Genomic DNA, 12,985 nt, shown 5'->3' on the forward strand with positions numbered 1-12,985 from the left:
GGTGCCTGATCCTTTTGGGCAGTCGGATCCCGTGTACGAAAGCCGCGCAGGCAGGGCAAGCCGTCGCGGGGTGCGCGAAGGGCGCGCTTCCGGGCCGGGGCGGGGCGGGTGAGGGGCGTCTGGGGCGCGGCTTACCTTACGTCCGATCGCGTGTTGACCCCGGCCCGGCGGGCAGTAAGCTGCCCCCGACCGCAGCCCGGTCACGCATTTTCAAAACGGCAGCTAATATCATGACAAAGCAGAGTAAACTTGCCCAAGGTCGTTCGTACCTTGCCATTCCCGGCCCGTCGGTCATGCCCGATGCGGTGCTGAGCGCGATGCACCGCGCCGCCCCGAATATCTATGAGGGTGAGTTGGTTGAGATGATGCCGGCACTGGCGGCTGGTTTGAAACGTGTGGCGCGTACAGATCGTCATGTGGCGATGTATATCAGCAACGGCCACGGCGCTTGGGAGGCCGCGCTGAGCAATGTCATAGCCCCCGGCGACCGTGTGTTGGTGCTGGCCACGGGGCGTTTTGGCCATGGCTGGGCCGAGATGGCGACGGGGCTGGGGGCGGAGGTGGAAATCCTCGACTTTGGCCGCAACGCGCCGATTGATCTGGCGCAGGTGGCCGAGCGTTTGAAGGCCGACACGGGCCACCAGATCAAGGCGGTGATGGCGGTCCATGTGGACACGTCAAGCTCGGTGCGCAACGATGTGCCCGGCCTACGCCGTCTGTTGGATGAGGCAGGCCACCCCGCGCTTTTGATGGCCGATTGCATCGCCTCGCTTGGATGCGAGCGGTTCGAGATGGACGCTTGGGGCGTTGATGTCATGGTCACCGCCTCGCAGAAGGGGCTGATGGTGCCGCCGGGCATGGCCTTCGTGTTCTTCAACGACCGGGCCGAGGAGGTCCGCGCGCGTCTGCCGCGGGTGAGCCGCTATTGGGATTGGTCGCCACGCGCCCATGCGGAGGAATTCTACCAGTACCACGGCGGCACCGCCCCGACGCATCACCTTTATGGCCTGCGCGCCGCCCTTGATATCATCCATGAAGAGGGGATCGAGCAGGTCTGGCAGCGTCATGCCACCTTAGCGCGCGCGGTTTGGGCGGCCTGCGAGGCATGGTCGGCAGAGGGCAGCCTGCGGTTCAACATCGAAGACCGCGCCCTGCGCAGTCATGCCGTCACCGCGCTGCGGCTGCAAGCGCCCCATGCGACCGAGTTGCGCGACTGGGTGCAAAGCAATCTGGGCCTGACACTGGGCGTGGGGCTGGGCATGGCCCTGCCGGGGGAGCCTGCATGGCACGGCTTTTTCCGCCTTGGCCATATGGGCCATGTGAACGGCCATATGATCATGGGTCTGCTCGGCGGGATAGAAGCCGGACTTTGCGCGTTGAAGATCGACCACGGGCCGGGCGCGCTGCAGACGGCGGCGGAGGTGATCGGCGGGGCTTAGGCCCCGCGCGCTTCGGTCAGAGCGTCGGGTAAGGCGGCGGCGAAGTGATCCAACTCCTCTGTCGTACTGCAACTGATGCGGATGCAGCGGTTTTGCGGCGCGGCAAAGGGCATGCGCACAAAGATGCCCCGCGCCACTAGGGCATCCAGCACCGCCTTGGCGAAGGCGCCATCGCCGCCACAGTCGATCGCGACGAAATTGGCGGCGGAGGGCAGGGTGGTCAGCCCGTTCTCTTCGGCGATTTGGGCGATCCTGTCCCGAGCTTCGGCGATCTTGGCCTGAACCTCTTTAAGGTAGCTCTGGTCCTGCACTGCCGCCAAGGCCCCCGCCTGTGCCGCGCGGTTGAGACCAAAGTGATTGCGAACCTTGTGAAAGGCCGTGATCAATTCGGGCGCGGCGATGGCATAGCCGATCCGCGCCCCGGCAAGGCCGTAGGCTTTGGAGAAGGTCCGCATTCGGATCACCCGTGGTTCATCGGCGGAAAGTTCGGGGGCTGTGCCCTCGGGGGCGCATTCGATATAGGCCTCATCTAGCAACAGCAGGCTGCCTTGGGGCAGGTCGTCGAGCGCGCGCGCAAGTGTCGCGCCCTCGTGCCAAGTGCCCATCGGGTTGTCGGGATTGGCGAGGTAGACGAGTTTCGCATCCACTTCCGCTGCCTTGGCGAAGAGTGCTGCCGGGTCCTCGTGATCGTCGCGGTAGGGCACCTTATGCAGCACGCCGCCAAAACCTGTGACATGGTAGTTGAAGGTTGGGTAAGCGCCTTCCGAGGTCACCACCGCATCGCCTTCGCCCACCAGCAGGCGGACGAGATAGCCCAACAGCCCGTCGATCCCTTCGCCGACGATGATGCTTTCAGGCGCGATGCCGTGCAACTCGGCCAGCGCCGCGCGCAGTTCCACGCTTTCTGAATCGCCGTATTTCCACATCTCGGTGTCAGCCATAGTTGCGATGGCGAGGGGCGAGGGGCCAAAGACGTTTTCATTGGCGCCAAGCCGCGCTTTGAAGGGGCGGCCAAGGACGCGCTCCTGCGCTTCGGGGCCCACGAAGGGGACATTGGCGGGTAGGCGTTGGGCGAGTGGGGTGAGGCGTGCATATGTCATGCGCCAAGGTGTAGGGTCGCGCCGTTGAGAGGGCAAGTGCCGCCGCACCTGCCGCCACGTTTTGCTGGTGCCGCGCGATAATCTGCGGTGAACTGCGCCAAACATTCAGGAGAACAGCCATGCCCCGCGTCACCACCCGGATCGAAGACCATATCGCCCATGTGACCCTCACCCGCGCCGACAAGATGAACGCGGTGGATGATGAGATGATCGAAGCGATCATCGCGGCAGGTCAGGAGGTTGCGGCCTCGGATTCCCGCGTGGTGGTGCTTTCGGGTGAGGGTAAGGGGTTTTGCGCGGGCATTGATATCGGCGGGCTCTCGGGGATGCTGGGGCAGGATGTCGAGGCGTTGATTATGCCGCGCAGCCATGGCGAGGGCACGACGAACAAGTGGCAAGAGGTGTCGATGGTTTGGCACCGTTTGGAAATCCCGGTGATCGCGGCGCTGCATGGCGTGGTCTATGGCGCGGGGATGCAACTGGCGCTTGGGGCGGATATCCGTATCGCGGCGCCGGATACGAAGCTTGCGGTGATGGAGATGAAATGGGGCATCGTGCCGGATATGGGCGGTATGGTGCTGCTGCCGCGGCTGGTACGCTCGGACGTGTTGCGGCGGTTGACCTATACCGCCGCGCCGGTGGACGCCGCGCAGGCGGAGCGTTGGGGGCTGGTGACCGAGGTGGCCGATGATCCGCAGGCGACGGCGCTGGAACTGGCACAGGTGATCGCGGGGAAGGGGCCGAATGCGATCCGCACGGCGAAGCGGTTGATCGGATATGCAGAGACGGGGGCATCGGATGCGGATGTGCTCTTGGCCGAGTCGCGTGAACAGGCGGCGCTGCTGGGCAAACCCGAGCAGATGGAGGTGATCGCGGCGGAGTTCGGCAAGCGGCCCGCGGTGTTCAAGTAGGACGGCTTGCGCATCGGTTGCATTGAGCGCAACCGCCCGGAATCAAGGCCGTAAGGCCGCCGGGCAGCGCCAGACCGCCCGGACGGGCTGGCGCTTTAGCTTTTGGAGTGCCGTCCCGGAAACCGATCGTATGCGCGGCAGGATAAACTGCCCAATTGAAATGTCGTGAGCGCCACCCCGCGGTCTGGCGCTGCCCGGCTCGCGTGACGTTTTGGCGTGGCAGCTAAACCGCCACGCCCTCAACCTCAGCCCAGTTCGGCCAGACGGTTCAGCGCCGCCTGCAATTGGTCCGCTTCTTCCTGACGCGCATCCAGATTGGCCTGCGCTTCGGCAACAACCTCTTCCGGCGCTGAGGCCGCAAACTTGGGGTTGTTCAAACGCCCCTTCAGCCCGCCGATCTCCTTGCCCAGCTTATCGAGCGACTTTTGCAGACGCGCCTTCTCGGCGTCGATGTCGATGAGTCCCGCGAGCGGCAGGCCGAAGCTCGCCCCCGGCGCCGCGATCGAGACGGTGCCTTTCGGGAAACTGTCGCTCCGCTCGAGGCTCTCGACTCGCGCGAGGCGTTTGATCATCACCTCGTTGCGGTCCCATGCGCCTTGGGCGGCCTCGTCCATCTCTGTCACCAGCATCGGCACCTTCAGCCCGGCGGGCACATGCATCTGCTGACGCGCGGAGCGGATGCTCTCAATGAGGCCGATGACCCAGTTGAGCTCGCGATCAGCTTCGGCATCCAGCAGATCGGCGGTGGTGTAGGTCGGCCAATCGGTCAGGGCGAGCAGCTGGTCGCGTTTTGCGGTGGTCTGCCACAGTTCTTCGGTGATGAAGGGCATGATCGGGTGCAGCAGCACCAGACATTGCTCTAGCACCCAAGCCATCGTCGCGCGGGTTTCCTCGGCCTCGGGCGCGTCGTCTTGCAACAGCGGCTTAGACAGTTCCACATACCAGTCGCAGACCTTGCCCCAGACAAAGGCATAGAGCGCATTCGCCGCGTCGTTGAAGCGGAAGTTGCCAAGCGCCGCGTCGACCTCTTCGCGGATGCGCGCGGTCTCGCCAACGATCCATTTGTTCAGCGTGGCTTCGGGCTGCGGCATCGCGGCGGGCATGCTGTCGAAGACGTTGTTCATCTCGGCAAAGCGGTGGGCGTTCCACAGTTTGGTGCCGAAATTGCGATAGCCCGCTATGCGCTGTGTGCTGAGTTTCAGGTCACGCCCCATCGCCGCCATCGAGGTAACGGTAAAGCGCACCGCATCTGCGCCAAACTCGTCGATCAACTCCAGCGGGTCGAGCACATTGCCCAAGGACTTCGACATCTTCTTGCCCTTCTCGTCGCGCACCAGCGCGTGGACATAGACAGTGTCGAAGGGTTTCTGGTCGACCACGGCATATTGCATCATCATCATCCGGGCGACCCAGAAGAAGATGATGTCGAAACCGGTGACCAGCACGGAGGTAGGGAAGTATTTTTCCAATTCCGCCGTCTGCTCGGGCCAACCCAGCGTGCCGATGGGCCAAAGGCCGGAGGAGAACCAGGTGTCGAGCACGTCGGGGTCGCGGCGCAGGGTTTTGCCGGGGGCCATGGCCTGTGCTTCGGCCTCGGTCGGCGCGCAATACTCATTGCCCTCATCGTCGAACCAAACCGGGATCTGATGCCCCCACCAGAGCTGGCGCGAGATGCACCATGGCTCGATGTTCTCCAGCCAGTGGAAATATACCTTGCGGTCCTGCTCGGGCAGGATCGTGACCTCGCCGGACCGCACCGCATCAATAGCGGGTTGGACGATCTTGTCGGTGGCGACGAACCACTGGTCGGTCAGCATCGGCTCGATCACCACCTTGGAGCGGTCGCCGAAGGGCTGCATGATCTTCTTAGCCTCGACCAGCGGCACGAGGTTGTCTTCCTCAGTGCGCATCTCGCCGCCTTCGCCGGGCTCGACGGGGGCCTTTTTGGCGGCACGGCCAAGGCGCGGATCGGTGGCTTCGGTCATTACGGCGAGACCTTCGGCGGTCACGTCCTCGACCACGCGCTTGCGGGCCTCGAAACGGTCGAGGCCGCGGTAGGCGTCGGGCACCAGGTTGATCTCGGTCGCGTCCTCGGGCGCTGCTTCGGAACCCTCGGCGATGGCCTGCGCGCGGGCGGCCGCCTGATCGTAGGGCAGGCCATCGGCACGCATCCGACCTTGGGTGTCCATCAGCGCGTAGAGCGGGATGCCATTGCGCTTGGCGACGCCGTAGTCGTTAAAGTCATGCGCGCCGGTGATCTTGACCGCACCCGAGCCAAAGTTCTTATCCGGGTATTCGTCGGTGATGATCGGGATCAGGCGACGCTGTTCTTTCGGGCCAACCGGAATTTCGCAGAGTTTCCCGACGATTGAGGCGTAACGCTCATCCGATGGATGAACCGCGACTGCGCCGTCGCCCAGCATGGTTTCGGGCCGTGTAGTGGCGATGGAGATATAGTCGCGGGTTTCTTTGAATAGCGTGTTCCCGTCCTCATCTTTCTCGACGTAGGTATAGGTCTCGCCCCCGGCCAGCGGATACTTGAAGTGCCACATGTGACCGTCGACCTCGGTGCTCTCGACCTCGAGGTCAGAGATCGCGGTCTCGAAATGCGGGTCCCAGTTGACCAGCCGCTTGCCGCGGTAGATCAGCCCCTTGTTGTACATATCCACGAAGACCTTGATGACGGCATCGTGGAAATTGCCCTCTTCACCCTCGGGCGCACCGGGCGCGCCGGACATGGTGAAAGCGTTGCGCGACCAGTCGCAGGAAGCGCCCAGACGGCGCAGCTGGTCGATGATCGTGCCGCCGGATTTCTGCTTTTGCTCCCAGACCTTGGCGGTGAACGCCTCGCGGCCCAATTCACGGCGGCCGGGCTGACCGGTGGCGGCCAACTCACGCTCGACCACCATCTGTGTGGCGATGCCCGCGTGGTCCTGACCGGGCTGCCAGAGCGTGTCGAACCCTTGCATCCGGTGCCAGCGCACAAGGATGTCCTGCAGCGTGTTGTTGAAGGCATGCCCCATGTGCAGCGAGCCGGTGACATTCGGCGGCGGGATCATCACCGAGAAATGCTCGTCGCGCTGCGCATTTGCGCCCGCTTTGAACGCGCCCTTGGTCTCCCAATCGGCGTAGATGCGGCTTTCCGCCTCGGCGGCGTTGAAGGTCTTTTCGAGTGCCATGGTCATGATCCCTTTTGTTGCGCCCCGTTTAGCGGTCTGGCGCGGCGAGGGAAAGACCCCTGACAGGGCTTGGGTCATAGCAAGGGAGGGGTTAGTCGCGTCTGTCGATCTTGGTGCTCAGGTGGATCAGGCTTTCGCTGCCCTTCACGCCGCGCGTCTCGCCGATACGGTCGAGGGTCTCGTCCAGCTCCTGCGTGGTTTGTGCGGCGATCTGCACCAGCAGGTCAAAACGGCCCGAGGTGGTGTGCACGACCTGCACAGCAGGCAGGCTGCGCAGCCGGGCCAGCACGGCGGGGCCGGCGCGCAATTCGATATTAACCAGCGCTGTGGCATGCAGCGGGGCACGGGCGGCTTCGCCCAAGCGCAGGGTGTAGCCGACGATGGCACCGCTGCGCTCCAACCGTTCTAGCCGGGCCTGAACCGTTGTGCGGGCAAGCCCAAGACTGCGGGCCAGATCAGCGACCGGCAGGCGGGCGTTGGATTGAAGTGCCGCGATCAAAGCGCGGTCTGTATCGTCAAGTTGTGGTGTCATGTCGTCACTCTGCCGAAAGTTTCCGTCACTTTAGGCGGTTTGACACGATGAATCGACCGAAATTCTCGGTTCACTGGGGGAAAGCAAACAAGAGGCCATCATGCAGCACACCGCCCCCCTTTCAGCCACGCCCGCCGCCTATCTTGCGAAACACAGCCCCGACGCGCCGGTGCTGTTCATCGCCCCTTCGGTGCTGCAAGCCACGGCGCGGCGTTTTCAGGCGGACTTCGACGGGCTCGTGACCTACGCGGTCAAGGCCAACGACCGGACTGAGGTGCTGTCGAACCTCGTCGCCGCCGGGATCACCACTTTTGATGTCGCCTCTCCGGCGGAGATGGCGGCAGTTCGCGCGGTGTGCCCGCAGGCGGTGCTGCATTACAACAACCCGGTGCGTTCGGCAGCGGAGGTAAAGGCAGGGATCGCGGCGGGCGTCTATAGCTGGTCGATTGATGACATGTCGGAATTGGCCAAGCTGCGCGACGTGCCGCGCGACAATGAAGTGGCGGTGCGTTTCGCGCTGCCGGTTAAGGGCGCGGCCTATGACTTCGGCTCGAAATTCGGCGCGGCGCCTGAGCAGGCGGCGGCGCTGCTGCGCGCGGTGGTTGAAATGGGGTTCACCCCTTCGATGTGTTTCCACCCCGGCACGCAGTGCAATGACCCGCAGGCTTGGGTGCAATATGTCCATGCGGCGGCGGATATCCTGCGTGCGGCGGGTGTCTCGATCAAACGGATGAATATCGGCGGGGGGTTTGCTGTAGATCGTGGATTTGACGCGCCGGATCACCGAGCGGTTTTTGCTGCGGTGAAGGCGGCGTTGGTTGAGAGTTTTGGCGCGGAAGCACCGACGCTGCTCTGCGAGCCGGGCCGCGCGATGGTGGCCGATGCGGCTGTCTTGGCAACCCGTATCAAGGGGATGCGCAATGAGGGGCGGACTGTCTTCTTGAACGACGGTATCTATGGGGGGCTGCCCGATCTGAGGGACATGGGCCTTTCGGGGCTGGTCGATGTGGTGGGCCCTGAGGGGGCGCTGCGCCAAGGGGCGCCGACACCGCGCGTAGTCTTTGGCCCCACTTGCGATTCGTTGGATCGTTTGCCCGACGGCCTGCCAATGCCTGAGGATGCGCAGACCGGGGATTACCTCTTGTTCGGCGGTATGGGGGCCTATTCCATCGCCATGTCGACCGCCTTTAATGGCTATGGTCTGGCGGGGGTCGCACTTGTGTCCGACCTTGGGGCGCAGCCCAAGCGCAAGGCGGCCTGAGCCTCTGGACACTGGCGGTTCGCCCGCTACTGTTGCGCTCGAATAGGCAGAGCAGCAGGGGCAGCGTCAGATGGAAAAGTTCGGGAAAAGCCAGCCGGTCAAACGGGTGGAAGACCACCGTTTCCTGACCGGCGATGGCCGCTATGTCGATGACATCGCCCCCCAGGGGGCACTGCACGGTGTCTTCTTCCGCGCGCCGGTGGCGCATGGGGTGATCACTGAATTGGACGTGAGCGATGCCCGCGACGCGGAGGGCGTGCATCTGGTGCTGACCTGTGCCGATCTGGAAGCGGCGGGGATGAACATCGCCCTGCCGCATACGGTGGTCGACAACCGCGATGGCAGCAAGGGGGCGGCACCGCTGCGCCCGATGTTGGCGAAAGACCGGGTGCGCTATGTGGGAGAGCCGGTCGCCCTGATCGTGGCCGACACCTTGCAACAGGCGCGTGACGCGGCTGAACTGATCCTTTTCGACGCTGATGATCTGCCCGCCAAAATGGACCTGACGCCCGGCGGCGAGACCCTGCACGCCGAAGCGCCCGACAACCGCGCCTTCGACTGGGGCATGGGGGATGAGACTAAGGTCGAGGCGGCATTTGCCAAGGCTGCGCGGCGCGTGAGGCTAGAGGTGGGCGACAACCGCATCATCGTCAATTCGATGGAACCGCGCGGCTGCTATGCGGAATGGGCCGAGGACCGTTTGCATGTGGCGCTGAACGGGCAGGGCGTCTGGGCGCATAAGGGCTTTCTAACCGAGGCATTCGGTCTTTCCGAGGACGCCGTGCGCGTGACCAACCCCGATGTCGGGGGTGGTTTCGGCATGAAGGCGATGACCTACCCAGAGTACTTCTGCATCGCTCAAGCTGCGCGGGCGCTGGGCCGCCCGGTGCGTTGGATGTCAGAGCGCACCGAAGCCATGCTCACCGACAACGGCGGGCGCGATCTGGTGTCTTGGGCCGAATTCGCCTTTGACGAAAACCACAAGATCACCGCCTACCGTGTCGACACGCGCTGCAACCTCGGGGCCTATAACAGCCAGTTCGGCCAGCCGATTCAGTCGACGCTGTTCTCTAAGGTTTTGATGGGCGTCTATGACGTGCAAGACACCTATCTGCATGTGGAGGGCTATTACACCAACACCGTGCAGGTCGATGCCTATCGCGGCGCCGGGCGGCCCGAGGCGATCTATGTGCTGGAGCGGTTGATGGACCGCGCGGCCCGAGAGTTGGGCGTCGATCCGTGGGAATTGCGGCGGATCAACTTCATCAAGCCGGATCAGTTTCCCTATACCACCGCCACCGGAGAGCTTTACGACGTGGGCGATTTCGCGCGCCTTCTGACCCGGGCGGGAGAGGAGGCCGACCGTGAGGGGTTTGCGGCCCGCCGTACCGCCGACGCCAATCGCGGCCTGCTGCGGGGGCAGGGCTTGTGTTACTATATCGAAAGCATTCTGGGCGATCCTTCCGAAGGGGCCAAAGTGGTCTTTGAGGAGAATGGCAGCGTGACGATCTATGTCGGCACCCAAAGCAACGGTCAGGGGCATGAGACTGTCTATGCGCAGTTCCTGTCGGATCAGACCGGCATCCCGGCGGAGCGGATCAGCGTTGTGCAGGGGGATAGCGACCTGATTAAAAAGGGCGGTGGCACCGGCGGCTCACGTTCGGTCACCACGCAGAACACGGCGACCTTGGCCACCGTGGCGAAGATAACCGAGGTGTTCACAGCGTTTTTGGCCGAAGAATTGGGCCTGGACGCGGGCGATATCACCTTCGACGATGAACGTTTCCGCGCCGAAGGGTCGAACGTCACGCCCACGATGCTCGAGGTGGCCGAGATGGCCCGCGCCAAGGGCCGCGATGATCTGTTGTCTCACCACGAACGCGCCAGCCTGCCGGGGCGCAGCTATCCCAACGGGGCGCATGTGGCCGAGGTGGTGATCGACCCTGAAACCGGAGTGGTGACCCTCGACCGCTATACGGTAGTCGATGATTTCGGCAATCTGATCAACCCGATGCTGGCCGAGGGGCAGGTGCACGGCGGGGTCGCCCAAGGCATCGGCCAAGCGGTGCAGGAACGGGTTGTCTATGACGAAGATGGGCAGCTTCTGACGGCCACTTTCATGGATTACGCCATGCCCCGCGCCGCTGATCTGCCGATGATTTCATTCACGTCTGAGCCTGTGCCCTCGACCGCCAATGCCATGGGCATGAAGGGCTGTGGCGAGGCTGGGACTGTGGGGGCGCTCGCGGCGGTGTCGAACGCGGTGCAGGATGCGCTTTGGGAACGCGGTGTGCGGCAGGCGGATATGCCTTTCACCCCGCATCGGGTTTGGGAGATGCTGCAAGGTGCCGCAATCGCAGCCGAGTAAAACCCTGTTCCAACGGCTCTTTGGACGGTTCTGGCGACGGCCTGAAAGCGATTTCGGCCCGCGCCGGGGGGCGGTGACCCATGTCATCATCCTTGACGGGACCATGTCCTCGCTCGAACTGGGACGGGAGACTAACGCGGGCATTGCCTATGGCTTGTGCCGCGATATGGGCAGTGCTCTGTCGATCTATTATGAACCCGGTCTGCAATGGCGTGATTGGCGCAGCGCCCGCGATGTGATCATGGGGCGCGGGATCAACCGACAGATCCGCCGCGCCTATGGCTATCTCGCCTCGCGCTACCGACCCGGGGACCGGATTTTCCTGATGGGTTATTCGCGTGGCGGCTATGCCGTGCGCTCGCTCGCCGGGGTGATCGACCGGGTGGGCCTTCTGCGTGCCGAGGTCGCGACAGAGCGTAATATCCGCGATGTCTACCGCCACTACGAGGCGCAACATCTAAGTAAGGCGGGCGAACTTTTTGCGCGGGCCAACTGCCACCTCGAGGTTGAGATCGAGGCGATCGGTGTTTGGGATACGGTCAAGTCGTTGGGTCTGAACGCGCCACTGTTCTGGCGGTTCTCGCAGCCGCTGCACATGTTCCACAACCACGATCTAAGCCGCAATGTGAAGAACGGCTTTCAGGCGCTGGCGCTGAACGAGACCCGTGTCGCCTATGCCCCGGTGCTGTGGACCACGCCAGAGGGCTATGCCGGGCGGCTGGAGCAGGTCTGGTTTCCCGGCACCCACGGCGATGTCGGTGGGCAGTTGGGCGGTGATGAGGCGTCGCGCCCCTTGGCAAATATCCCGCTTGTCTGGCTGTTGTCGCGAATGGAAGACAGCGGTCTGCCGCTCCCCGAAGGCTGGACCACACGTTTTGATCAAGACCCCGCTGCGCCCTCCATCGGGCGCTGGCGCGGCTATGGCAAGATGCTGGTGACCCGCCGCCGTCGCGTTGTGGGCGCGGATCCGTCAGAGCGGCTGCACGAAAGCGTGGATCAGCGCCGTGCCCACGCCGAGCCACAGCCGGGGCTTCTGGCGCGGATGCAGGGGGTGATTTCCAGCCTCTAGTCGCTCTTGCGGTCCGAAGGGTGATTGATGCCGTCGCTATAGGGCAGCGGTTCCATCTCCCATGGCAACACCCCTTCGATCGCACCGAGGTTCACGCCGCATTCATCCGGGTTCGAGCGGCGGCGGTGGTGGGTATAGATGCCGCAGGTCTTGCAGAAGTAATGCTGCGCCGTATGGGTGCCCCATGTGTAAAGCGTAAGGTTTTCAGCGCCTTCCAGCACGGTCACCGTCTCGGCCAGTGCAGTCACCGTGGCCGCCGCGCGTCGGCGACAGAACGTACAGGTGCAGCGCGAGGCCGAGGCTAGACCGCGCGGAAACAGCGCTTCGATCACCACAGCCCCACAGTGACAAGAGGCGCGGCGGGTTTCTGAGGTTTCGGTCATTTGCGTCTCACTTTCGGAATGCGGCTTTCGGCTAGATCATAGTCGGCGGCGGCATGGGGCGGATGGCCGTCGGTCTGTCGCCAAAAGGCAAAACCGCCCCGGCGCAGCCAAAGCGGCAGGGTCAGAACCAGCCCCGCGATAAACCCGCCTGCATGGGCCCAATAAGCCACACCGCCGGTGCCCGACGTGGCCCCGATCCCGCCGATGAACTGCATGCCGAACCACAGGCCCAGCATGATCCAAGCCGGGATCGCGAAGATGCGGAAAAACACGATAAAGATTACCAGAATGTCGACCTTGGCACGGGGGAATAGCAGCAGATAGCCCCCCATGACCCCCGCAATCGCGCCCGAGGCCCCGACCATAGGCACCCACGAGAGCGGCTCTGTCACGACTTGGCCCAGCCCCGCCGCGATGCCGCAGGCAAGGTAGAACAGCAGGTAGCGCCCATGGCCCATCTCATCTTCGACATTATCGCCGAAGATCCACAGAAACAGCATGTTACCAGCCAGATGCATCCAGCCACCATGCAAGAATTGCGAGGTAATGAGGCCGAAATACCCCTCCCCGTGGGTCAACCGCGCGGGCAACAGGGCGTAGGCGTAATAGAACTCCCCCAAGGCGCGTTCGTCCGCCATCAGAGAAAGGGAAGACAGGAACACCCCGATGTTCAGCGCCATCAGCGCATAGGTGACATAGGGCGTGCGGCCCGAGGGGTTATGGTCGCGGATCGGGAACATGCG

The 12,985-nt window shown here is 63.7% G+C and carries 10 protein-coding genes; 5 read left to right on the forward strand and 5 right to left on the reverse strand.

Going from position 1 to position 12,985, the window contains the following annotated elements; genetic code table 11:
* Positions 1-230 precede the first annotated feature (230 nt).
* Positions 231-1,439, forward strand: coding sequence for a pyridoxal-phosphate-dependent aminotransferase family protein (locus tag ACSQ16_RS08140; protein ID WP_243261014.1), 1,209 nt, complete (start codon positions 231-233; stop codon positions 1,437-1,439).
* On the opposite strand, the gene ACSQ16_RS08145 is transcribed toward ACSQ16_RS08140, so the two are convergent.
* The gene (locus tag ACSQ16_RS08145) at positions 1,436-2,539 is read right to left on the reverse strand and encodes a pyridoxal phosphate-dependent aminotransferase (protein WP_243261013.1); all 1,104 of its coding nucleotides are present in this window, start codon (positions 2,537-2,539) and stop codon (positions 1,436-1,438) included. The two genes, ACSQ16_RS08140 and ACSQ16_RS08145, sit on opposite strands and share 4 nt — an antisense overlap.
* Positions 2,540-2,658: 119 nt before the next feature.
* On the opposite strand from ACSQ16_RS08145, the gene ACSQ16_RS08150 reads away from it, so the two are divergent.
* Positions 2,659-3,450, forward strand: a complete 792-nt coding sequence (locus tag ACSQ16_RS08150) for a crotonase/enoyl-CoA hydratase family protein (RefSeq protein WP_243261012.1) — start codon at positions 2,659-2,661, stop codon at positions 3,448-3,450.
* A gap of 245 nt (positions 3,451-3,695) precedes the next feature.
* On the opposite strand, the gene ACSQ16_RS08155 is transcribed toward ACSQ16_RS08150, so the two are convergent.
* Positions 3,696-6,629, reverse strand: coding sequence for a valine--tRNA ligase (locus ACSQ16_RS08155; RefSeq protein ID WP_243261011.1), 2,934 nt, complete (start codon positions 6,627-6,629; stop codon positions 3,696-3,698).
* A gap of 91 nt (positions 6,630-6,720) precedes the next feature.
* Positions 6,721-7,161, reverse strand: coding sequence for an Lrp/AsnC family transcriptional regulator (locus ACSQ16_RS08160; RefSeq protein ID WP_243261010.1), 441 nt, complete (start codon positions 7,159-7,161; stop codon positions 6,721-6,723).
* A gap of 100 nt (positions 7,162-7,261) precedes the next feature.
* Between ACSQ16_RS08160 and ACSQ16_RS08165 the strand changes: the two genes are divergently transcribed.
* The 3 genes from ACSQ16_RS08165 to ACSQ16_RS08175 all read left to right on the forward strand — a co-directional run bounded on the left by ACSQ16_RS08165 (position 7,262) and on the right by ACSQ16_RS08175 (position 11,859).
* Positions 7,262-8,422: a type III PLP-dependent enzyme gene (locus ACSQ16_RS08165; protein ID WP_243261009.1), complete on the forward strand. Its 1,161-nt coding sequence runs from the start codon at positions 7,262-7,264 to the stop codon at positions 8,420-8,422.
* A gap of 70 nt (positions 8,423-8,492) precedes the next feature.
* Positions 8,493-10,790, forward strand: a complete 2,298-nt coding sequence (locus ACSQ16_RS08170; RefSeq protein ID WP_243261008.1) for a xanthine dehydrogenase family protein molybdopterin-binding subunit — start codon at positions 8,493-8,495, stop codon at positions 10,788-10,790.
* Positions 10,768-11,859: a DUF2235 domain-containing protein gene (locus ACSQ16_RS08175; protein ID WP_394805073.1), complete on the forward strand. Its 1,092-nt coding sequence runs from the start codon at positions 10,768-10,770 to the stop codon at positions 11,857-11,859. The genes ACSQ16_RS08170 and ACSQ16_RS08175 overlap by 23 nt, the downstream gene beginning before the upstream one ends.
* Here the strand turns inward: ACSQ16_RS08175 and ACSQ16_RS08180 are convergent.
* Together ACSQ16_RS08180 and ACSQ16_RS08185 are read right to left on the reverse strand one after the other, a co-directional pair.
* Positions 11,856-12,242: a GFA family protein gene (locus tag ACSQ16_RS08180; protein ID WP_243261007.1), complete on the reverse strand. Its 387-nt coding sequence runs from the start codon at positions 12,240-12,242 to the stop codon at positions 11,856-11,858. The genes ACSQ16_RS08175 and ACSQ16_RS08180 overlap by 4 nt on opposite strands.
* Complete coding sequence (locus ACSQ16_RS08185) at positions 12,239-12,982, reverse strand: rhomboid family intramembrane serine protease (RefSeq protein ID WP_243261006.1); 744 nt, start codon at positions 12,980-12,982, stop codon at positions 12,239-12,241. The genes ACSQ16_RS08180 and ACSQ16_RS08185 overlap by 4 nt, the downstream gene beginning before the upstream one ends.
* Positions 12,983-12,985 lie beyond the last annotated feature (3 nt).

The organism is Sulfitobacter sp. SH24, assembly GCF_965641895.1.
Taxonomy (GTDB): domain Bacteria; phylum Pseudomonadota; class Alphaproteobacteria; order Rhodobacterales; family Rhodobacteraceae; genus Sulfitobacter; species Sulfitobacter dubius.